Below are 22,113 nucleotides of genomic sequence, written 5' to 3' on the forward strand. Positions count from 1 at the left end.
CATGCACCCTCTGCTCTCAAAATTATCGTCCGCAGAACCTTTGAAGGATTTTTCAACGGCGGAACTGAATCAGGCCGCTGATGAAATTCGCGACGTCCTCTGCAATCTGCTGGAGACTCGGACGGCTCACTTTGCGTCGAATCTGGGCGTCGTTGAGCTCTGCTTGGCACTCCATTCGACGTTCGATTTTCGCAAAGATCGCCTGATCTGGGATACGGGGCATCAGGTTTACCCCCACAAACTGGTCACGGGCCGGTACGCCGAATTTTCGTCGATTCGCACCCAGGGAGGATTGATGGGGTATCCCAATCCTCAGGAAAGTGAATACGACCTGTTCATGACCGGACATGCCGGTTGTAGCGTCAGCACCGCGCTGGGGCTTCGCAGCGGCGATGACTTGATGGGGGAGCCGGAACGGAAAAGCGTTGCGGTGATCGGGGATGGCGCCCTGCCAAGCGGGATCGTTTTTGAAGCTTTGAACAACGCCGGATTTTTGGCCAAAGATCTGGTCGTCATCCTGAATGACAACAAAATGTCGATCTGCCCACGCGTTGGGGCTCTGGCCGGGTATTTAGATCGCCTGCGGAGCAATCCGTTTTACACCGGCCTTAAGACCGAAGTGGTTCGAGCTCTCAACCACGTCCCTGTGTTCGGAGATCCCGCCGAGCGTTTGTTGGCGCAAATGAAAGAGGGCGTCAAGGCGGGCGTGCTGGGAGGCATGCTGTTTGAGGAACTGGGGCTGCGATACATCGGTCCTATCGACGGCCATGATGTCGGACTGATGAAAAAATACTTGGCGATGGTCAAGACGATGCCGGGTCCTGTCCTGCTGCATGTCGTGACCGAAAAAGGACACGGTTATAAACCAGCCGCTGAAGATCCGGTCTATTTCCATACGCCACCAGCCTTCGATGCGAACAGTGGCCCGGCCGTTGCCAACGCCGGAAGCGGCCAACCGCCATACACTTCGGCGGTTCGCGACGCGATCCTGCGAGCCATGGATGACAATCCTAAGGTGACGGTGATGACCGCCGCGATGTGCCAGGGAACCAAGATGGAACCGGTCCGCGAACGGTTTCCCGATCGGTTCTTTGATGTCGGCATTTGTGAATCCCATGCCGTTGCGTTTGCTGCCGGTCAGTGCAAGGCAGGGATGAGGCCGATCGTTAATATCTATAGCACGTTCTTGCAGCGGAGCTATGACCAGATCTTCCAAGAGGTGGCGCTGCAGGACCTGCCCGTCGTCTTCACCTTGGACCGGGCTGGATTGACCGGCCCTGATGGACCGACGCATCATGGTGTCTACGACATCGGCTACATGCGTTTGTTTCCGAACATTGCTGTCATGGCACCCGCTTACGCCGGTGAAGTCGAACCGATGTTGCAGTTTGCGTTGCAGCATGATCACCCCTCGTCGCTACGGTATCCGAAAACCTCTGGGTTCGATTTCCAGCATCTGCCATCGCCTATCGAGCTCGGTCGTAGCGAAACGGTACGCGAAGGGACCGATGGGACGTTAATCGTATTTGGCGCCCTGTTGGATGCCGCGATGGAAGCCGCCCAGTCGCTCGCGGGTGAAATGAATTTAAAGGTCGTCAACGCTCGGTTTGCCAAACCGCTCGATCGCCAAATGATTGTCGACGCGTTATCCGACAGTCCCTTCTGTTTGACGATCGAAGAAGGGACCCTGCCGGGTGGATTTGGATCGGCCGTTTTAGAAGTCGCAAATGAACTGGGGCTGGATACGCGGTCGCTAAAACGATTGGGGCTTCCGGATCTGTTTGTTGAACACGGCAAACGGGAAGACCTGTTGGATCAGACCGGACTTTCGGCTGAAAAAATCGCCGCATCGTGTCGCGAAATGGTCGCTTCCGAACTGGAATCGCGGAACTAGCAGGTTCCACTTGCGTCTTTCTGATAGGACATCGCTATTGGGGCGATGTCGTTTCATGGGGAAGAGCGGAGCGGTCACGAGTGGGCTGACCGATACCGAATCACGGTAGGGCCTCTGTTCTTGTCTGGCTTTGCATTTGCGTTCACACGAGACCATCCGATGCTACAGAAAAGACCGCTTGCGCTTATTTTGTTGTTAGTTGCGACTTCCTTTGCGTGTGGCGACTTGTTGGCGCACGCCGCTGCGAAGCCTGTAACCCTGCGAGGCGTTTCTGCGACCGGCGATCAGGACGTACCTGCCATCGGAAAAGAGGAGATCAAGAAATTGAACCTGTTTCGCGATTGGAAAGTCGTCGAAATCCTAGGCAAACCGTTAGTCGAGAATTCCGTGGTTACTCTGGAAGTCAAAGAAGACGGGGCGGTCAGCGGGAAAGCCTCGGTTAATGGGTTTTTCGGAAAAGTCGAAATCGATGCGGAAAAACTGAAATTTGGTCCGTTGGGGCTGACTCGCCGAGCAGGACCGCGCCCGCTGATGGACCAAGAAAGTCGGTACATAAAGAGCTTGGCGATCGTGGTTGCTTATAAGATAGAGAAGAACAAGACATTGTTGCTGCTGGATAAGGACGGCAAGCCGGTCGTCCGGTGCGAATAGGCAGCAGGAACGAAGCACCCGAAATGGCTCCCGTTGTTATCCATCATGAAAAATTGTCTCTACTGGTTGTTCGTCGCATTGGTTCTAGGGCGCGTCGCAGAGGGCGACGCCGATGAGCCAGTCGTTGTGTGGCGGCAAGAGGTCGGAGTCGGTTTCTCTTCCTTTGTCGCGTCCGAGGATTCGGTTTATACGTCGGGGCATGTCGGCGACGACGACGTCGTCTACTGCTTGGATGCAAACGATGGAAAGATTCGCTGGCAGTTCGCCTACCCCGAACCGCTGGAGGCTCGTGATTTTGAAGGGGGGCCGACAGCGACGCCAGCGTTGGACGGCGATCGGCTGTATGCCCTCAGTCGTAGCGGCAAACTGTTTTGTCTGGATGCGACCGATGGCGAAGTGCACTGGAAACTAGACGTATCCGAAGTCGCCGATGTCCGTATTCCTGGCTGGGGATTCTCGGGGACGCCACGAATCGTTGATGAGAAATTGCTGTTGACCGTCGGCGAGGCGGGATTGGCACTCGACAAGATCGATGGATCGCTGATTTGGAAATCAGCGGACCGCGATGCGGGATACGCTTCGCCGGTGCTGCTTCCCGCCGCCGAAGGGACTCTGGTCGTTTTTGCATCGGGGCGATCTTATTCGGCCGTCGATTTGCAAACCGGACAGCCGCGTTGGCAAGAACGATGGCTGACGACCTTCGGATGCAATGCCGCCGATCCGATCTACCGTGATGGAAGACTGTTTCTTTCTTCAGGATACAACCGCGGTTCTGCCCTGTTTGATGTAAGCGGCGAAGAACCCGAATTGATTTGGAAATCGAAAGATTTTCAAAATCAATTGCATGGCTCTATCTTGCACGATGGTTTTCTGTATGGGTTGGATGGTGACATGGAAGCGGGCGCGCGATTGAAGTGTGTTGACTGGAAAACCGGTGAAGTCCGTTGGGTAGAAAACGACCTCCGTCCGGGGGCGATCATCCTCGTGGAAGACGAATGGATCTTGTTGACCGACACCGGGGAAATGATCCGTGGCGCGGCCACTCCTGACGGCTATCAGGAAACATCACGCAGCAAGGTTTTGGAAGGGAAATGTTGGGTCAATCCGCTTTATCATGGCGGCCGACTGTATTGCCGTAGCGTGGAGGGCGGAGTCGCATCGGTGGAATTGCGGGATTAGAATGCAGGGTTCTGTACCATGCCTTCTTCTGGAATTCGATCCCCATGTCCATTGATCGACGCTCGTTTATTGCGGCCTCTGCCGCCGCTTCGGCCGCCCTTTCCTGTCCCGCTATTCGTGCGGCCCCCAAAGACAAAAAGTATCGGACCGCATTGATCGGATCCGGTTGGTGGGGGATGAATATTCTGCGTGAAGCGCTTGCCGCAGGGCAGACCAAAGTCGTTGCGATCTGCGACGTCGATCAGGACAAATTGGAATTGGCTGCCGAGGAAGTGACGGACCTGAGTGGCGACGAACCGAAGACCTATGGCGATTTTCGTGAGCTGTTTGAAAAAGAAGACGTCGAGATTGCGATCATTGCCACCCCGGATCATTGGCATGCATTAAATGCGCTGGCCGCGATCGAGGCGGGGGCCCACCTGTTTATCGAAAAACCAACCGGTCATACGATCGGTGAAAGCCAGGCGATCGTGAAAGCGGCACAGGCCTCCGATTCGGTCGTGCAGGTCGGGCTACACCGCAGGATTGGCCCTCACCACACCTCTGGGATTCGTTTCCTTCGCGAAGGGGGAGCGGGAGATATCGGACTGGTTCGGATGTTTGTCCACAGTCGCGGTGGCAGTGAAGCCCCGACAAAAAACAGCCCGCCGCCGGAACAGCTGGACTGGGATATGTACTGCGGGCCGGCACCGCTGCGTCCGTTCAATCGCAAAATTCACCCTGGCGGGTTTCGGCATTTTCTGGATTTCGCCAACGGGACTCTGGGCGACTGGGGAGTCCACTGGATCGATCAAATGTTGATGTGGTCCGAGCAGAAATCGCCACATACCGTTTATTCGACAGGGGGCCGGCCAATTCGTGGCGCTGCGGTTTTGAATGAAGATGAACAGACAACCGACGCTCCCGATTCCCAGATCGCAACTTACGAATTCGATAATTTCACCGCGACCTGGGAACATCGCCAGTTCGGAGGCGCTGGGCCTGAGAAATCGACCGTCGGCTGCCACTTTTATGGAAACAAAGGGACCTTTCACATGGGCTGGCGTGACGGCTGGACCTTTTATCCAGCGGATTCACGAAAGCCGGTCATTCATGAAGAAAGCCAGCTGCAGGAACCGGACGGCCACAATCTGAAATTGCTGTGGGCCGATTTCTTGAAATCGATCGAATCTGGACAGAAACCCGTCGCTGACATTGCTATCGGGCACCAGGCGACTACCCTCAGTTTGTTAGGAATGCTTTCTTTAAAACTGGGCCGGAGCATCCGCTGGGATGGTGACCGCGAAGCAATACTGGACGATAGTGCCGCCACTAAATTGCTTAAACGTGAATATCGCGGTCCTTGGGTGTACCCCGTGTGATGATTCAGTGTAGCTAATGTTAGGGTTGTTTTTTATTAAATAGATGCAATTTCAGAATAGCTGTAGGCATAGGAATTAAGGGCCGTTATCATGATTTTAGATAAATTGTGATAAGTGAGTTTTTGTTTCTGTGCATTCTAATATTTTGGAATTCAAAATGAAGAGAAATCGTAGCCGCGTAGGCTTTACATTAGTAGAACTACTGGTCGTGATCGCCATCATTGGAGTCCTTGTCGGGCTCCTGCTTCCTGCGGTGCAAGCGGCCCGCGAAGCGGCTCGCCGCATGAGCTGCTCCAATAACATGAAGCAGCTTGGCTTGGCGCTTCACAACTACCACGATACGCATCGTGTCTTTCCGTACGGATATTTCGACGCTGGGACATTTCACCGTCGTGACTGCTGGATGCAGCAGATATTGCCGTTCATTGAAGGGGGGAATTTTGCAGACCAGTACCAGAGTTGGGATGGCGCATATGTAATGGACACGCCGGTTGAGCTTAAGGACGCGCCGATGCCTGCGTTCATGTGTCCTTCCGATCCAGGCGCTGGCGGTTTCGGCGGAGGCGGAGGTCTGCGTTCCGGTGGAGAAGGTTTCCAGGGGAACTATGTTGTCGCGGCGTCCAGCGTCGACATGACCCGTCCGATGACCAACCTGAACGGAATGTTTTATAACGAATCGAAAACCAAATTCCGTGACTTGGTCGACGGAACTTCCAATACCTTGATGGTTGGAGAATCGGTCGTTCGTTCTGGATTGGGCGGTTGGGGTGGCGCCGGTGGTTACTGGGGTGGCGGTCCACACGGAGCCTTTGGTTTCACCACATGGCAAGGTCCGAATACGAGCGTAGCCGACCAGGTTTATTCGTGCAAAACGGAAACCGATCCTAAAGCGCCCTGCTTGTCGATCGGTACCGCCGCTGAAATCCGGAACTTTGCTCGTAGTTACCATCCCAGCGGAGCTCAGTTCACTTTGGGGGACGCCTCGACGCGTTTCCTAAGCGATACCATCGATTTGGTCATCTATCGCGGTTTGGGCACACGTAACGGCGGCGAAGTCGTTCAGTTGCCATAGTGGATGCTCGGCAAGTAATTGCAATCTTCTTGCGGCGATCCTCTGAGGATCGCCGCACCTCTACTGTCTGATCAAGTGGGAAATGTCGCCTTTCGCTTCGCGAAACTAGCGTCTGCAAGCACTACTTTCGCGGAGCGAGAGGCGACACTAGCCAGGCTGGTCACCATAAGTTCACAGCCTCGCCGGGCAACGCCTTGCGGACGAAAAGGCTATCCCACTCGCTTTACACACCCTACCTCACCTTTAGTATGCTCATGTTATCCAAACTGCCTTCGATTCTTGCTGCTTGTTTTGTTGTTTCTAGCCTTGTGTTCACTGGCTGTGACAGCGATCCGCTTGGTCGTGTTGAAGTTGATGGGACCGTAACCGTCGACGGAACGCCTTTGAAAAAGGGAGAAATTATGTTCATCCCACAGGAACCGTCCTCTCCTACGGACAGTCTGAAAATCGTGGATGGAGCTTTCAAAGGCCCCGTCTTACCTGGTTCCAAACAAGTTCAGATCCGTGGCTACGAAGAGGTCACCTCCGATCTGTCTGCGGACTCACCTGAAGCGGGCGTATCATTCAACAAACAGATCTTGCCCGCTAAATTTAATGACAATAGTGAGCTAACCGAGACGATTCCTAGTTCAGAATCTCTGAAATACGAACTCTCGACCAAATAGCGGGTTCCTTATCCCGCTCCTTGTGAACGTGATGGAAGCCGTTATGACACATCCCGCAGCTGATTTCTTTTCAACAGGTGCGGTACTGGTTTCGCAAGCGATGCGGGATGTGTTGCGAATCGCTTCGCTTGCCGCCAGCACGGACGCGTCCGTGCTGATTGTCGGCGAAATGGGAACGGGCAAGCACTGGCTTGCCCGAGCAATCCACCAAGCGTCGTCGCGACGCGACCAGCCTTTCCAGCGATGGGACTGTGGTTCCATCGCCCCGCTAGGGATAGGAAATGGCGAGGAGGGCTTGGGGCGATCCTGCAGTCCGCCCGCCTCGGGGACGCTGTTTCTTGATCACCTGGATCGGGCCGACCTGCCGCTGCAGGATCGATTGTCGCAGTTTGTGTTCAATGCGGGCGAGCAAGCGGATGCTCATCCGGATTCGTCTTCGACCCTCCCCGCTGCCCCGTGCCGCCTGATTGCGGCCAGCTCGCTTGATCTGTTACCGCCGGTCGAAGAGGGGAGATTTCGCAGCGATCTTTTTTGGGGAGTGAACGTGATTCCGATTCTGCTCCCCCCGCTACGCGAACGCCGCGAAGACATTCTGCCGCTGATCGATCACTTCTGGAAAGTACTTAATCGGCAAATTGGCAAGCAGGTGCAGTCGCTTGAAGGGCCGCTGTTGACCTCGCTGGAAAACTATCCTTGGCCAGGGAACATCGACCAGCTGTTCAGTTACCTTCAGCGGGTGATTGTCTGTTCAGAGGGAAGCGAGCCAGCCATCGATTTTCTGCCCGAATCGATCACCGGGAAAGCGAAAGCGATTGCCGAGCCGGTCAACACCGCGGACGTAGGTTCGCTGACCACTGCAGTTGTGCAGCAAGGGCTGCAGACCATCGCTGAGGATGCGAGTGACGTCCATAGCCAGATCGTCGACCGTGTTGAACGCGAGGTCATCCGCCAGGTCCTTCTCGAATGCGACGGGGTTCAAACCCGTGCAGCGAGTCGGCTGGGAATGAATCGCAACACCCTGCACAAGAAGATCAAGGACTACGGAATGGATCAGCCACCGTCCGCCTCCTGATCACCGTCTGAGTTGTTGGGCAATGGTCGCCTTTCGCTCGGGGGATGAAAAGAATAAATGAAGAAAGTCTGGCTCCCCTCGCCCCTAAGCAAGCTCTTTGTTGCGGAAGAAATCTCTGCTAGCTCATTGCGTGATCTCTGCCTCTTTCTTTGATTTAGTGGAGCTCGCTTGGGGGAGAGGGGGAGATTTCCAGCTGGCGATTTTGCAGCGAAGACGCGGTGAAAGCCTCGGATTTCAGCCGATTATGTCACGCCTTGCCAACGCTGTCGGCCCCTCTCCCCCAGCCCCTCTCCCCCAAAACAAGCCTTTGAATCGTACTTAATTGCATTAGCTGGCGAACCGATGATCCGGTATCAAACCTGTTTTAAGCGAGCTTGTTTTGAGGGCGAGGGGAGCCAGACTTTCTTCACTTATTCTTTTCACGCCCCCCCCCCCCGCGAAAGGTTGGCGTGAGTGAGAAGCTCAAGGCGTGACCAATATCCGTCGCGAATAAATCGCACGTCCCGAGCGAAAGCCGCTTTCAGGGAGCGTTCTTTCGTGAAGCGAAAGGGGACAATCGAAAGGTGACGGTGCCGCAGTAGGAACTACCGTCTGGCGACGGTAACTACGGCAGAGAGGCAGCTATCCTTCTGTGCATCGTCGATCGCGGGTGCCAGTTACTAGTTGGTGAATTCACGTTCGACGAACGTTGTATCGCAGTTTCCTGCGATGAATTCAGGATGTTGCAGGACTTTGTCGTGGAAGCTGGCGGTCGTCGAAATGCCTTCGATTGCCAATTCTTTCAGAGCCCTTCGCATCGTGGCGATCGCTTCCAGTCGTGTCGGCTGGTAGACAATCAGTTTCCCGATCATCGAATCGTAATACGGAGGTACCGTATAGCCCGAGCAAACGTGGGAATCAAAACGAACGCCCAAACCGCCTGGGGCAAACATGTGCTGAATTTTACCTGGATTGGGTTGGAAGCCTTTGTCGGGATTCTCGGCGTTGATGCGGCATTCGATAGCGACCCCGCGGCATGGAATGTCTTCTTGTTTGAAGGGAAGAGGTTCGCCGGACGCGACAAGGATCTGCTGCTTGATCAGGTCGATGCCGGTGACCATTTCGGTGACGGGATGTTCGACTTGAATTCGGGCGTTGACTTCGATGAAGTAGAAATCATCGTTCTTGTCGACGATAAATTCGACCGTTCCCGCATTGGTATAGTTGGCGGCTCGAATCATTCGCACGGCCGCTTCGCAGATCGCGGTCCGTTTTTCTGGCGATAGCGTCGGGCTGGGGGCTTCTTCGATCAGTTTTTGATGGCGACGTTGAACGCTGCAATCGCGTTCATAAAGATGAACCACGTTGCCATGTTCATCGGCGATCACCTGAACTTCGATGTGCCGAGGTTTTTCAATGTACTTTTCGATGTAGACGGCTCCGTTACCAAACGCCGCTTGGGCCTCGGTGCGGGCTTGCGATACGGCGGTTGCCAGGACCGATTGGTCGACGGCCACTCGCATCCCTTTGCCTCCGCCACCTGCGGTTGCTTTGATCAGGACAGGAAATCCGATTTCGTTGGCAACGCGAATCGCTTCATTGTCATCATCGATCAACCCGTCACTCCCGGGCACTACTGGGACTTCGGCCTTGATGGCCAGCGACCGGGCGGTGTTTTTATCGCCCAGCATTTCCATCGCTTCGGGGCGAGGCCCGATGAAGTCAATTTTGCAGCTCCGGCAAACTTCGTTGAAGTGAGCGTTTTCGGCTAGGAATCCATAACCCGGATGGATCGCGTCGACATCCCCTAGCTCCGCAGCGCTAATGATCCGGTCGATGCGCAGGTAGCTGTCCGCGCTCCGCGCGGGGCCGATGCAAAACGCTTGATCGGCATAACGAACATGAGCCGAATCGGCGTCCGCTTGGCTGTAGACGGCAACCGATTCGATCCCCAATTCTCGGCAGGCACGGATGACACGAAGGGCAATTTCGCCACGATTGGCAATCAGGATCCGGTTGTACATGACCGTTTAGCTATCTAAAGAATTTGGGGGTAAACCAGTGGGAGCCTAGGCAGTGATTTTGCCGAGAGGCCAGAAAACGCGGTACCTTGGCTGAAAGACCTAGGCCGAGGTATCGATTTTGAAGAGCGGTTTATCGAAATCGACAGGTTGCCCGTTTTCGGCAAGGACTGCGACGACTTTCCCGCTGACTTCCGCTGGAATTTCGTTGAAGACTTTCATGGCTTCAACGATGCAGATCACGGTGTCGGGGGAAACCATCGCACCGACTTTGACAAAATTCTCGGATTCAGGATTCGGTTTTGTGTAGAAAGTCCCGACCATCGGTGATTTGATGGTCAAAATATTGGGGCCGTCTCCAGCCGGTTCGGCAGGTGTTGCAGCTGCGACCGGGGCCGCCGCCATGGGGGCAGGCATGGCCTGCAAAGGCTGTGCACCGCCCCGTTTTAGACTGATTCGGTCGGTATCTTGCTGGAGATCGATCTCTGCCAGGTCGTGCTGCTCCATCAATTCGATCAACTCTTTTAGCTGATCGATCCCAAATACGTTGACCGCTTCGCGTTTCCCACCTGCATTCATACGACGTCGTCTCACTTATTGTGATAAAAATCTATGTGACCGGCCGCGACGAGCCGTTGTCTTTAACCGGTTGTTTTACAGGAAAACGATCATGTCATCGAGGCCCTTTGCGAGCGACGACAAGACTTCGTTTCCTTCCGGGGTGACGAGAACGTCATCTTCGATACGAACGCCAAACTCGCCGGGCAAATAGATCCCAGGTTCTACCGTTACGACCATCCCCGATTCCAGCGTTTCTTCGCTTGTTGACGCCATCCGGGGGGATTCGTGGACCTGTAATCCGATTCCGTGCCCCAGTCCGTGGCCAAAATAATCTCCAAACCCCGCTTGGGCAATCACGTCTCGGGCAGCCCGATCGATTTCTTTTAGAGGGATTCCGGGACGAATTTTTTCGATCGCGGTTTGCTGCGCCAACAGCACCACTTCGTAAACTTCATGGAAACGGTCGCTTGGAGGACCGATCGACAGCGTCCGCGTGAGGTCGCTGGTATAGCCTTGGAATTTTGCCCCCCAGTCGACCAGCAACGTCGATGCCTGATTGAGAACCTGAGATCCGGGATGGGCGTGAGGCAATGCGGCGTTGGCGTCGATTGCCAAAATGGGAGCAAATCCGCAGCCACTTGCCCCCAGTTCTCGCATCGTCGATTCCAGTTCATGGGCCATCTGCAATTCGGTCCAGTCGGGCCGAAGCCGAGCTCGAATGGAGAGAAAGGTTCGTTCCGCAATCGAAACCGCTCGTCGCAAAATGGCGATTTCGTCTTCGTCTTTGATTAATCGCTGAGCTTCGATAAACGCCGAAGTTGGCACCAGCGTGCGGGCCCCGAGCGATTTAGCCAATTTTTGATAGTCGTTCCAGTGCAGATGATTGGCTTCGAATCCGATCGATTGACAGTCTGCCAGCTGACTGGCTGCGGCTTCTTCGATTAATTGGTACATGTTTTTATCGGGGCCGCGGACCAATGCCGGAAGCTGCGGGCATTCCTGCTGCAGTTGCGTTTCATAGCGTCGGTCGCTTAACAGCGTCGCCCCGTTTTCTGTCAACAGTAGGACCGTGCTGTCCCCGCTGAATCCGGTCAGATAGCTCACATTGGTTTCGTTGAACACAAAAAGTGCGTCGACTTGGTGACTAGAAAGCCGGGAGCAGGCTTCTTGCAGGCGGGCCGAATAATTCACAGGTCAGGTCCCTAAATATGGATACGGAAGGATCGAGCGATATCTAACAAACGCCGTGCAGGTCGGATGCCGTTCCAGCCGAATCCGCGAATGGACCGGCCTCATTTTTTTTGGCGTTGCAGATCCTCGACCGAGGCAGCACGGTTCATTGATTGAATCTGGATCGCCGTTCGTTCGGCGAAACGAGGCGTCGTCAACGCTCCGCTCATGGCGCGAAAGGCTACACTGAAAACGCTCGGTTCTAAACCGTTGGACAATAACAATGCGAGCGACGACGAGCAATCACCGTTTCGGTACACTAAGTCCACTCGGAAAGCCTGTCGTCTTTTCATCTAGCTTAACCTTGGATTGCGGGGGATGACCGTGTCGACCGACCCTTTTGCCGTTTCGAATCATCCGGTTCCTGCCATGCCCACTCCGCCAGCACGCGGATTGGGAGGGCTGTTCATTGTGTTGTCGGTTATCGCCGCCATTTCGTTGGCGCTCTGCTGTGGAATGGGCACGCTTGCCTATTTTTCAATGCAACAGTTTCTGGTTGGGGAGGTCGCGGCATCGCTTCCCGAGCGTCAAAATTCTTTTGCTGACGATTCAGCTCGTTTTGAACAGTCGCTTGCAAGTTTGCCAGAGAAGCCTTCTCCCGATCCAAGTTTGCAGAAATTTGTTGCCTCGGCGATCGCAACCCTTCAAGAAGAAGGGGAGCCTCCTTTCAGCACAGACATGTTTTTGGAAGCGGTCCGCCAAAGCGAGCATAGCGGCGGCAACCTGTCGATGGCGAACCGGATTCAAATTAGGCATTGGCTGAACTTGTATCAGCCGCAACCGGATGTCGCACCGCTTTCACGCATCCTGCAATTTCATCTTTCCGAGGAGGGGAGATTGGCTTCGGTCGATCTGCTTTTTTACAGCGATGAAAATCAAGCGGAATCCCATCAGTGGTTCTTGGTGAAAGAATCCAATCAATGGCGTTTGTACGATTGGCAAAGACTTGAATACGGTCGCCGGTTGTCCGATGAGTACGCTTCGTATGCGCTGGGAACGGCCCCGGTTTCTGATGGATACGACGAGATGTTGATCAAATTGGTCGATCTGGAAGAGGAATCACGGCAAGGGGTGACTCCCCAGTTGATCGACAAGCTACGTCGCTTGGAAAGGAAGCCGATGTTGGCGGCCGATCGTTCGATTGGGATGCTGCGAATTGCCTATCAGTGGTTGGCTTGGGGCGAAAGCAAAGAAGCGATACGTCTGCTCAAATCGATTCCGGACCCTCAGCAACGATGGGGCGTTTACCCGGTTCTAGCGATGTCCTATTTGGGAGTCGACGAAATAGACAAAGCGCTTGCCACTGCGAAGTTGGCAGCGCAACAGGCTCCGCATCATCCGAATGTTTATTGGTTGTATTCGGAAATCTACGATCGCATGGATCGCCCTGATGAATCGGCCGAAGCCGCCATCAAAGCGTTGGATATTTGTCCGCAGGATGGAGGTTTGTTCCAGACCTTGTTAGCGCAGGATCGTGATCAAGATATCCCTCGCCTGTTGACGTTTGCGATCGATAATCCGTCCGAGGATTATTGGACTCAGCTGCTGAACCAAGCTTCCTACTCAAGGGAGTGGGGGCTGGCGCTTGTCGAGGCAATGTCCGCTCGGGATGACCTTCCCGTTGGGCTGGAGCACTTGGCGAAAGGTAATGTCGCTTGGGCCGATGAAGACTATCGATTGGCCGGAGACGAATTTTTTCAGGCAACGGAGACGGTTGTCTTACCGGAACTACTTGCGATCGCAAACAATGACCATCTGCTTGCTCGCGTCGAATCGGAAGACTACCAGCAGTTGTTCGCGGAATCGAAAGACCGGGGGGAAATGGCCAAGCGGCTGCTGGAATGGTGCCTTGATGGAGAATTTTACAGTGACTCGTTACCTCTGATCGCCGCGCTCCAGGGGATTCCGGAGACCCAGGATCCGTGGGTTCGGGGACTGAAGGGGTGGGCCTTTCATGCGGCTGGTCAGTTCGAACCGGCGGTCGCAGAACTGACCGCATTTGCCGACTGGGCCAACGCCGACGGCAGCCTGTCCGAAGAGGATGCATGGTATGCCGCAAGCAGCGATTATTACTTAGCGGATAGCTTTTTAAATTTGCAGCGTCCCCTTGAAGTTATCGAACGTTGGCCCAATGACAAGAATCGACACCAGCAGATCGGCGATCATTTAGTAAAGGTGTACGACCTCCGGCAACTACAGGATTTTGTCACTCAAGTTGACGAGGATAGTGTGACGTCTGTGCGACTGCAGGAAATTCGGATCGAAGCCGAAATTGCGATGCGAATGGCAGACCCCGAGGCCTGTCGCGTGGCACATGCTAAAGCACTGAACCTAGCGAGCATTGTCTTTGATGACGAAGACTCTTACGAACTTGCGTCGATGGTGCGTGGGCATGCTCGCGATTTGATTTGGTTGCAAGATTATTCGGACACCAGGATTCTGCAACGTTATCTGAAAACACCGTTTGTGAAGCCGTTTCTGAATCAGCTTGTCTGGCAGGGTGGCGACGTACTTGATTTGAAGGCGTTGATTTACGTTCCCCAGCTATCCAGACAGGTTCCTGTGGTTGAATGGAATGAAGTTCAAGGGGAAGTTGATTTCGAATTGGGAAAGTACTTTGACGCGATCGGTGATTACGACCAAGCGGCGAAGTTGTTTCAGGCAGGTTTGAAACACGTTGACGATAGTAGTGAGTGGCTGCGTGAACAGCGTTTGCTCGCTTTGTTAGGCGTGCAGATCCGCCGTCAGGATTACGATTCCATCGCCGTGATACTAGAAGAACTGAATCAAGATTTTGACTATTCCATCGAATCTGAATTGGTCGCCGCGATGTTGCAGGGAGAGGGCAAGAAAGTCCTCCAACAAATCGAACAAGCCGATGAGGATTCGCAGTTAGCGATTCTTGATTGGCTGTCGGATGATGAAGCGACGGCGGCAATGGCTCAAGCGATCGATCAACCATGGATGCTTGATTTGATCGGTAAATACCCGCTGCGTGTGATCCGGAAAAGTACCGATGCAAATCTACAATTGATTTGTGAAGAACGGGCCAAAATCGATCAGGAGTGGTTGGACAATCGGTTAGCCAAGGCCCTGGGGGAATCCTATGTGTTAAAAGAATTTCCCGCGGTCGATAACCGTGAAGATTCGAAGAGCTGGTTGCTGGAGACTCCATCGGGGAAGCGAATGGTTTTTCGCGTTCGTCCGGCAGAGTATCAATCCAGAAGCCTGCCTGACTCGCTGCAAATCGCTTTGTATGGACCGGTCCAAGTGTTGATGGTTTCGGTGATCGACGTACAACCCAACGCGGCACAGCGAGTGTTCGATGTTTGTTCGATTCTGGCGGAAGCGGAAAAAGATGTCTTCGTATGCAGGGATGTCGGTAGAAGCCTGATGTGGGCGGCTCCGAACCTGCCACAGCAACTAGCCTGGAAGGGACGGGTTCCTGTCGGTCCGATGGTGATGCAAAACCCGCTTTTAGAAGACGTGTCAGATGTGGATGTTGAAAGTGGAATCGATTGGATCGATGTCGATAAGTGGAAAGAAAAACTAAATCAATCCGGAGGCTCGCTGCCCGTGGTCCTGCAGGTCGGTAGGGGAGCCGGAGAAGAATTGGTGTCTGCCGATTTGATCGGAGTCGATCCGCGTGACGAGTCTTTGCTGGTCCGACCACGGCAGGCTAGTTTGTTGGTTCCCTGGATCCAGCCAGCAGGAACGTACCGAACCGGGGTTGGCTTTGTCGCAGTGCCGCCAGAGGAGGATGACGCCAAGGCCAATTGAATTCGCTATCGAAAGAGAAGCGGTCGCAGCCCTTCCTAGCGGAACGGCGCAAGCCGTCCGGCCACTGTCCTGGAATTCCGCGCGTCCTTGCCGGTCGGCTCGCGCCGATCCGCTAACAAAACGCCCACCGGTCGCAGTCCTTCCTAGCGGAACGGCGCAAGCCGTCCGGCCACTGTCCTGGAAACCGCGCGTCCTTGCCGGTCGGCTCGCGCCGATCCGCTAACAAAACGCCTACCGGTCGCAGTCCTTTCTAGCGGAACGGCGCAAGCCGTCCGGCCACTGTCCTGGAATCCCGCGCGTCCTTGCCGGTCGGCTCGCGCCGATCCGCTAACAATACGCCCACCGGTCGCAGTCCTTCTTAGCGGAACGGCGCAAGCCGTCCGGCCACTGTCCTGGAATTCCGCGCGTCCTTGCCGGTCGGCTCGCGCCGATCCGCTAACAATACGGCTTACTTGTCTTTTGTCTGCTTTTTTTCGACGCTTGGTTTGTCGTCGATTAGCATGCGCACGGCCGGTGTGTCCATGTCGTCATACTGCCCGCTGCGGATACAGCGAATGCATGCGACCATTCCGGCGGCACCTAGGAAGATGGCGATCGGCAACGCGATATATAAAACACTCATTGGAGCCTAAGGGGATCGGAAAGTCGGCCATGCGAGGGTCAACGAAAGGACGCTGATGGAACTGAGGGGCATCAACACGGCGGCCAGCAAGGGGCTGATCCAACCGGCCAACGCAAATCCAACTGCGAATAAATTATAGGAGAGCGAAACCGCAAAAGTGGTCCGGATCAGTTTTGAAGTCGCCGAGGATCCGCGGATCAATTCAACGATACTTGTCAAACGCCCCGACGCTATAAAGATCGGAGCCGCCTGCAGACTTACCTCCGCTCCACCCCGTACGGCGATCCCGACATCGGCCGCAGCTAACGCCGCGGCATCATTGGCTCCGTCACCGATCATCACGGTGATCATCGACTGCGGTTGGCGAACACGTTCCAATTTGTCCGCTGGCAACAGGCCGCCATGGGCAAGTTCCAGCGGGATTCCAATCTGTTGGGCTACCGCCGCGACGATCGCCGGATGGTCGCCAGAAAGGATCCCTACCTGCCATCCCCTTCGCTGTAAGGTCGCGACGGTTTCGGCCGCTTGCTGACGTAAAGGATCGGACAGTCCCAGCACCGTGGTGGCGACTCCGTCGACTGCGATCACGATCGGAGTTGCGGCGATTTGCAGTGAGGCGTCGACGGCGGCCAATATTTCGGCTGAGCAAACGATTCCTTTGGAGGTTAGGAAGGGAATATTTCCGACAACGATTTGCCTCCCTTCACAGACCCCTTGGACTCCGCCCGTTTCCACGACCAGCAATTCGGCGTCGTCCGGAGGCGTCAATCCCTGCAACAAACACTCTCGCTCGATCGCCGACGCAATCGGGTGGGAGCAATCGCGTTCGACGGCGGCCGCATCACTCAATGCCGTTTCAGGACCGTACAAAACTTGGGCTCGCGAACGCCCTTCGGTCAACGTGCCCGTTTTATCGAACCAGAGGATTCCTTTGGAAGCTAACAACTGCAGGGACGCGCCATCGCGGATCAATATTTTTCGCTTTGCGGCGCGACCTAAAGAAACGGCAATCGCCAGCGGCGTCGCCAAAGCGAGTGCACAGGGGCAGGCGACGATTAACAATGCCGTCGCATGACCTGCGGCCAATCCCCAGCCTTCACCTGACCAGATCACCAGCGCCGCGATCGCCAGCAGCGTGACGATGACCACAAACCAGCCTCCGATCGCGTCGGCCAACTGCACGATCGGCGTCCGTTCGGCCATCGCCGATTCGACCGATTGCATGACGCGGCCGATGCGACTTTCACTGCCGACCGCTCGTACCGTAACATCGATTGAGCGTGACAGATTCAGCGTGCCCGCCGAAACTTCGTCTCCGGTCTGGGCCGCAACGGGTTGGCTTTCGCCGGTTAGGAGAGAGCGGTCGAGGGTCGTGTTGCCGGCCGCGATGATTCCGTCCGCCGGCAGGCTTTCTCCCGCGGCGACTCGGATTTGGTCATCTGGCCGGAGCGTGTCGACAAGCACCCAGTCGGTCGTGTTGTCCGCAGCGATTCGATTAGCGTGAGCGGGAGTGATTCTTAGCAGTAAGTCAACGGCTTTTGCGGCTCGGTGCTGTTGGTGGAACTGGATCCATCGCCCGACCAGAAGAAAGAAGACGAGGACGGCAAGCGAATCAAAATAAACATCACCGCGCCCGCTGATTGCATTGACGGTTCCGGTGACCGTTCCCACGCTTAGGCCAAGCGCGACCGGCAAATCCATGTGCGGCGTCCAGGTTCGCAGTGCCGCGAAGGCTCCGCGAAAAAAGGTACGTCCGGGCACGGCTACCGCGATCAATCCCAGTCCCGTTCCCATCAAACGCAGCAATAAGCGGTGTTCTGCAGCGACGCCACTTGCGTCCCCCGCGTACAGGGCGACGGCGATCCACATCGCATTCGCTGCGCAGAACCCGGCGATCGCGATCTGAGTCAATAAACGTCGATTCTCTTTGCGGAAATGTGCGTCGGGTTGTTTGGTGATCGGAGCCAGTTCGTAACCCAAACGATGAAGCAGGCGGGCGATCCCACTGAGCGAACAGGTAGCGGGATCGAACATCACGCGAAGGGTGTGGTCACCTAAATGCACCCGAGCGGTGTTCCAGCCCTCGGTCTGTTGTGCAGCATTTTCGATCAGCCATGCACAGGCGGCACAGTGCAGGCCATGGACCGCCAATTGAGCCGACTGCAGGCCGTCGGACTGTTGCTTGGGGGTGGATAGGCCAAGGAATTCGGGATCATCGAAGGAGTCAAAGCGGCCTTTGTCGGTCGCTTCGGGCATCCGATTGCGTTCCCCATTTGCTTGATCGCGGAGGTCGTAATAACTGTCCAGTCCCCAGCCTTGAATCAATTCATAGGCCCCACGGCAACCGTTGCAGCAAAACAATGGATGCGGAGGGTTCTCGCCAACGTACGGAGTCGGCAAGTCGCAGTGGGTGCAGGGAGCTTCTCGGCTGACCTTCGACGGCGTGCGCGAATCACTTTTGGATTCCGGCGCACTTTTGTCCGGTGTTGCGGAATCAGGGACCATGTTTTGGGGCTGCTGCGGATTCGCGAGATCAGAAGAATCCCGGAGACGCTTATTCACGATGGCTCCGTTTCGATCGACAGGTCTTCGCAGCAGGGAAGGGGAGCATCACCCACGGTTCGCACACGCTGCAGTAAGGCAGCGGGATCGGACTCGCCATCCAATCGATCGGACTGCACCGTATTCTGAAACGCCGTCAATGACTGAAGGTTCGCAAACCCGCGTCCGCTGGTGGTGAAACAGCCGGTCAAGATCAACAACAAAGAAGCTGCGATAGGGACCAAGCGAGTAAAACGCCTAGCAAGTACCTGGGTTCCCGCGACCAATCCAACCAGTGCAGGAACGCTTCCTAGCCAGAATGCGGCCATCACTAAACCCCCGGTAACGGGACTGCCTGTTCCCGCTGCAAACAGGGCGAACATGTACAGCCATCCGCATGGCAGCAGTGTTGTCAACAAACCCGTCACGACGGCGCGGAGCGGAATTGGCAATTGAAAGATGTAGGGACGCAGACGAACCAGCAATCCGCCAATTTTGGAGGCGGGAGGGCTGTGGCCATCGGTCGGCATTGGAGGAGGGACCAGCAACGCACGCAATTTGAAGACTCCCAGCACAATCATCACGCCGCCGACTGTTCGAGCCGCGGCAATTTGAAAACCGACCGCGTCGCCCGTCCAATCGACGAAACTGCCGATCGCTCCGGCAGCGAACCCAACTAGCGTATAGGTCAAAAGCCGTCCGAAATGGTAGAGGCTTGTCGATGCGAAAACGGTCTTCCGTGGCTGGCGCTCTCCGGCTCCGCTCGCCCAAATCGCCAAGGGGCCGCACATGCCAACGCAGTGCATGCTCCCTAAGACGCTGGCGGTTAAGACGGCGGCGAGCAAAATCCACATCGGTAGTCGTCCACGGTTAAAGGAGAGGCGGGCTTATTGGACATTCATCGTGGAAGAGACCGCCATCGGTTCCGGGGCTCCGTCGATGGTCAATTCGAACTGCCAGATCCCGGTTTCTCGCATCGGTTCCAACGCAAGGTAATGTCCCTCGCCAACTCCCCGTAACTGAACCGGTAAGCGCCCGTTAGCGTCGCGGTGACGGAAAAAATGGCCTTCGATCTGGAGGTCATCAACCGGATTCTTCTGGGCATCATGAACCCACAATTCAAGGGCCCGCATCCCTTGGCCATCGGCGATTTCTGCGGGCTGCAGCTTCACCGTCCAGCCCAATCGCTCGGCCGCGGAACGTTCTTGTTGGGTTTCGTCCCAGTGGAGGGAGGCTTGATAGTAATCGGGAATTACCGAGATCAACGACCGAGTCTTCGATAGGTAAATAGCCGAACCGCCGGTGATGACGGGAATACACATCAGCATCACGATAAAACTGACCCAGAAACGCCTCGCTTTCCGTTCTTCAGCTGGGCTTGCTTTCTCGCGTGGTCCAGCCGAAGCCGGATCGGAAGAAGCCGATGAAGGAGGCATTTGGGATTCCCATGGTCACAAGGTGGATTGCCAAGTCATGCTTCCATTGTCGACTGGCAGACGACGGTTGCCAAGTCGCAGAACGGCAAAATCACTGCGGCATAATGCTGCGCTGCATCTACTTTCTTAGCGGAACGGCGCGAGCCGTCCGGCAATCGCATCGAAAGCAGAGTGAATTTGCCGGTCGGCTTGTGTTAATCCGCTGGGAGATTCGTCTGCAGATGGTATCTACTTTCTTAGCGGAACGGCGCGAGCCGTCCGGCAATCGCATTGAAAGCAGAAGGAATTTGCCGGTCGGCTTGTGTTAATCCGCTGGGAGATCCGTCTGCAGGTGGTATTGGACGCGAGCCGTTTCGCCCGATCGACGCCTTCTGTGTGAAGGGCGGGCAGCTTGCGCCGTTCCGCTAAGAAAGAAAAGGCCGGACGGCTTGCGCCGTTCCGCTAAGCTGGTGGGAGAAGGTGCGATGGCGCTTCCTGTCGCAGCGGCTTGGTTAGTTCCGTTCGGCGAAATCGGCGTGTGTGGCGACCAGTATTTCTAGAATCGCTTTCCGGTCGTCCGCCGATAGGTGTGCGAATGCTTCTTCGGGCTCGGTCGCGGTCAAGACTTCTTGAATCCGACTTACCGCCCGCTGATGGACCTCGGGAGGCAATTCCCGGAACGCGGGAGAGTAAATCAAGAAACTGCAGGGGTAGCGGAACAGCCTTGTCTTCAAATCCAAGTCACGCAGGCTGCGCCCACTTGGATCGGTTGGTCCTCGCTTGGCAAATTCGCTCGCGAAGGTGCTGGTTCCCGTGACCGGGGACTCCAGGCCAAATTCATCGCAAAGCAATAGTTGCTGCACAAGTTTTTCGACCGCTTTGGTCATTCGTCGCTGAGCGCTTTCACTGATATGGTCAGGATCGCGTTCCAGCAGAGCGTTCATGGTGTACGACTGATGAAGTGCTTCACGGGTTTCAAAGTTGGCAAACGTCAACGCATTGTGAACCTGCGTTTGATGTTCCAAGACCATCAGGGCTACGATATCGCTATGGGGGCTTGGGTAGGGATCGGTGTCGACCAAGCCTTCAAGGGTGGTCCGGTTCGCACCCGATTCGTAATCCATCGCTTCGTCATCCGACGTCGTGACGTTTCCCATGTGCCGCATCTGCCCGTGTTCGCCTGTCACATACCATCCGCCCCAGCGTTCGATAAACGGGCTGGCGTGATCGGTCGTAAAAGTTCCACGGCTGAAGATGGGATGACCACTGTTATCCGAATAGACGCTCCGGATCAAATAGCCAGGAACGCCTTGCGTTCGATTGGTTGCATGGCAAGTCAAACACTGTCCGCGGTCGCGAAGGAGGCGAGGTGTATCGCTTGAACGCTGCCGAATGGTGTAAAAGATCGCTCCCTGTTGCGGGTCCGTTACCGCTATCTCTAAGGCGTCGCCTCGGTGACAATAACCAACGTAGACGTTGTCGTTGAAGTAAATGGCTCGTGGGGTTCCCGGTGCAATTCGGTGCAACTGCAGGGAGGTTTTGGAGAAAACTAAGACCTGGGAATCAAGCGGAATGTCCAACGCCTTTAAAACCGCCGGTAGGTAGCCGAACTTGGGATCGTATTCCAGTTCAACCTCTCCAGCAGAAATTTGCTTTCCTAGTACGGAGACCTCATCGGAGACCGGGGCATTGATGTAATCGATTGGGGGCCGTTCGTAGGAGGCTGACTGGGCATGCAGGTCGTTGGAGGTCAAACCATGGGCCACCAAGCCACAGAACAGCCCGCCGATCGCGAAACAGGCCCTTAAGGACCACAGGAATCCTTCGTCGGTGTTTAAAATCATGCGAACCATGGGGACTCCTTGGAGAGTGGGACGGTTTTTCAATCGGAAACGCAAAATTCGACCTCGTACCCCGGTCGTTTTTAGATTCCGCATGTTAAACTCGGTGGGAGCGTCGTTGGACGTCTTGGTGAATTGTACACAATGATGTGCATAATAGAAATGGTTTGGTTGGTTTTAGGGAAAATCGCCCATCGAAGGGGTTCGCGGGGGGATGGGCAGCGGTTTG

16 protein-coding genes are annotated in these 22,113 nt (G+C 55.3%); 8 read left to right on the forward strand and 8 right to left on the reverse strand.

The window, feature by feature from the left end:
* Nucleotide 1: 1 nt before the first annotated feature.
* The 7 genes from dxs (at nucleotide 2) to FF011L_RS10690 (ending at nucleotide 7,894) form a co-directional block, all read left to right on the forward strand.
* Entirely contained in the window at nucleotides 2-1,894 is a 1,893-nt protein-coding gene (dxs, locus tag FF011L_RS10660; protein ID WP_145351661.1) for a 1-deoxy-D-xylulose-5-phosphate synthase, read from the forward strand.
* 159 nt (nucleotides 1,895-2,053) lie between these two features.
* Nucleotides 2,054-2,545, forward strand: coding sequence for an META domain-containing protein (locus tag FF011L_RS10665; protein WP_218933125.1), 492 nt, complete (start codon nucleotides 2,054-2,056; stop codon nucleotides 2,543-2,545).
* Nucleotides 2,546-2,590: 45 nt separating this feature from the next.
* Nucleotides 2,591-3,724: a PQQ-binding-like beta-propeller repeat protein gene (locus FF011L_RS10670; RefSeq protein WP_145351663.1), complete on the forward strand. Its 1,134-nt coding sequence runs from the start codon at nucleotides 2,591-2,593 to the stop codon at nucleotides 3,722-3,724.
* A gap of 44 nt (nucleotides 3,725-3,768) precedes the next feature.
* Entirely contained in the window at nucleotides 3,769-5,085 is a 1,317-nt protein-coding gene (locus tag FF011L_RS10675) for a Gfo/Idh/MocA family protein (protein ID WP_218933126.1), read from the forward strand.
* 157 nt (nucleotides 5,086-5,242) lie between these two features.
* Complete coding sequence (locus FF011L_RS10680; RefSeq protein ID WP_145351664.1) at nucleotides 5,243-6,157, forward strand: DUF1559 domain-containing protein; 915 nt, start codon at nucleotides 5,243-5,245, stop codon at nucleotides 6,155-6,157.
* Nucleotides 6,158-6,411: 254 nt separating this feature from the next.
* A complete protein-coding gene (locus FF011L_RS10685) occupies nucleotides 6,412-6,822 on the forward strand; it encodes a hypothetical protein (RefSeq protein ID WP_145351665.1) in 411 nt (136 codons plus the stop codon).
* A 43-nt stretch (nucleotides 6,823-6,865) separates the two neighbouring features.
* Nucleotides 6,866-7,894: a sigma 54-interacting transcriptional regulator gene (locus FF011L_RS10690; RefSeq protein WP_218933127.1), complete on the forward strand. Its 1,029-nt coding sequence runs from the start codon at nucleotides 6,866-6,868 to the stop codon at nucleotides 7,892-7,894.
* A gap of 659 nt (nucleotides 7,895-8,553) precedes the next feature.
* Here FF011L_RS10690 and accC read toward each other — a convergent pair.
* The 3 genes from accC to FF011L_RS10705 form a co-directional block, all read right to left on the reverse strand.
* A complete protein-coding gene (accC, locus tag FF011L_RS10695; protein WP_145351667.1) occupies nucleotides 8,554-9,897 on the reverse strand; it encodes an acetyl-CoA carboxylase biotin carboxylase subunit in 1,344 nt (447 codons plus the stop codon).
* Nucleotides 9,898-9,996: 99 nt separating this feature from the next.
* A complete protein-coding gene (gene accB / locus FF011L_RS10700; RefSeq protein WP_145355211.1) occupies nucleotides 9,997-10,473 on the reverse strand; it encodes an acetyl-CoA carboxylase biotin carboxyl carrier protein in 477 nt (158 codons plus the stop codon).
* Nucleotides 10,474-10,548: 75 nt separating this feature from the next.
* The gene (locus FF011L_RS10705) at nucleotides 10,549-11,646 is read right to left on the reverse strand and encodes a M24 family metallopeptidase (RefSeq protein ID WP_145351668.1); all 1,098 of its coding nucleotides are present in this window, start codon (nucleotides 11,644-11,646) and stop codon (nucleotides 10,549-10,551) included.
* 357 nt (nucleotides 11,647-12,003) lie between these two features.
* Between FF011L_RS10705 and FF011L_RS10710 the strand changes: the two genes are divergently transcribed.
* Nucleotides 12,004-15,465 (forward strand): tetratricopeptide repeat protein, encoded by a 3,462-nt coding sequence (locus tag FF011L_RS10710; protein ID WP_145351669.1) that lies wholly within the window; start codon nucleotides 12,004-12,006, stop codon nucleotides 15,463-15,465.
* Between the two features lie 448 nt (nucleotides 15,466-15,913).
* Here the strand turns inward: FF011L_RS10710 and ccoS are convergent, their stop codons facing one another.
* The 5 genes from ccoS to FF011L_RS10735 all read right to left on the reverse strand — a co-directional run bounded on the left by ccoS (nucleotide 15,914) and on the right by FF011L_RS10735 (nucleotide 21,896).
* Entirely contained in the window at nucleotides 15,914-16,087 is a 174-nt protein-coding gene (gene ccoS / locus FF011L_RS10715; protein WP_145351670.1) for a cbb3-type cytochrome oxidase assembly protein CcoS, read from the reverse strand.
* Nucleotides 16,088-16,093: 6 nt separating this feature from the next.
* Complete coding sequence (locus tag FF011L_RS10720) at nucleotides 16,094-18,649, reverse strand: heavy metal translocating P-type ATPase (protein WP_246109856.1); 2,556 nt, start codon at nucleotides 18,647-18,649, stop codon at nucleotides 16,094-16,096.
* On the reverse strand, nucleotides 18,646-19,482 hold the full coding sequence (locus FF011L_RS10725; protein ID WP_145351671.1) for a sulfite exporter TauE/SafE family protein: 837 nt from the start codon (nucleotides 19,480-19,482) through the stop codon (nucleotides 18,646-18,648). The genes FF011L_RS10720 and FF011L_RS10725 overlap by 4 nt, the downstream gene beginning before the upstream one ends.
* Nucleotides 19,483-19,515: 33 nt before the next feature.
* Nucleotides 19,516-20,064 carry a FixH family protein gene (locus FF011L_RS10730; RefSeq protein ID WP_145351672.1) on the reverse strand — a complete coding sequence of 183 codons (549 nt, stop codon included), beginning with the start codon at nucleotides 20,062-20,064 and terminating at the stop codon, nucleotides 19,516-19,518.
* A gap of 491 nt (nucleotides 20,065-20,555) precedes the next feature.
* A complete protein-coding gene (locus tag FF011L_RS10735) occupies nucleotides 20,556-21,896 on the reverse strand; it encodes a hypothetical protein (protein ID WP_218933128.1) in 1,341 nt (446 codons plus the stop codon).
* Nucleotides 21,897-22,113 lie beyond the last annotated feature (217 nt).

The sequence above is a fragment of the Roseimaritima multifibrata genome (genome assembly GCF_007741495.1).
GTDB classification, from domain to species: Bacteria; Planctomycetota; Planctomycetia; order Pirellulales; family Pirellulaceae; genus Roseimaritima; species Roseimaritima multifibrata.

Coding starts and splice junctions, on each gene's coding strand:
- FF011L_RS10730 (WP_145351672.1), bottom strand. CDS start 20,064: ATGCCTCCTTCATCGGCTTCTTCCGATCCGGCTTCGGCTGGACCACGC.
- FF011L_RS10675 (WP_218933126.1), top strand. CDS start 3,769: ATGTCCATTGATCGACGCTCGTTTATTGCGGCCTCTGCCGCCGCTTCG.
- FF011L_RS10735 (WP_218933128.1), bottom strand. CDS start 21,896: ATGGTTCGCATGATTTTAAACACCGACGAAGGATTCCTGTGGTCCTTA.
- FF011L_RS10665 (WP_218933125.1), top strand. CDS start 2,054: ATGCTACAGAAAAGACCGCTTGCGCTTATTTTGTTGTTAGTTGCGACT.
- FF011L_RS10690 (WP_218933127.1), top strand. CDS start 6,866: ATGACACATCCCGCAGCTGATTTCTTTTCAACAGGTGCGGTACTGGTT.
- ccoS (WP_145351670.1), bottom strand. CDS start 16,087: ATGAGTGTTTTATATATCGCGTTGCCGATCGCCATCTTCCTAGGTGCC.
- FF011L_RS10670 (WP_145351663.1), top strand. CDS start 2,591: ATGAAAAATTGTCTCTACTGGTTGTTCGTCGCATTGGTTCTAGGGCGC.
- FF011L_RS10710 (WP_145351669.1), top strand. CDS start 12,004: ATGACCGTGTCGACCGACCCTTTTGCCGTTTCGAATCATCCGGTTCCT.
- FF011L_RS10680 (WP_145351664.1), top strand. CDS start 5,243: ATGAAGAGAAATCGTAGCCGCGTAGGCTTTACATTAGTAGAACTACTG.
- dxs (WP_145351661.1), top strand. CDS start 2: ATGCACCCTCTGCTCTCAAAATTATCGTCCGCAGAACCTTTGAAGGAT.
- FF011L_RS10725 (WP_145351671.1), bottom strand. CDS start 19,482: ATGTGGATTTTGCTCGCCGCCGTCTTAACCGCCAGCGTCTTAGGGAGC.
- accC (WP_145351667.1), bottom strand. CDS start 9,897: ATGTACAACCGGATCCTGATTGCCAATCGTGGCGAAATTGCCCTTCGT.
- accB (WP_145355211.1), bottom strand. CDS start 10,473: ATGAATGCAGGTGGGAAACGCGAAGCGGTCAACGTATTTGGGATCGAT.
- FF011L_RS10685 (WP_145351665.1), top strand. CDS start 6,412: ATGTTATCCAAACTGCCTTCGATTCTTGCTGCTTGTTTTGTTGTTTCT.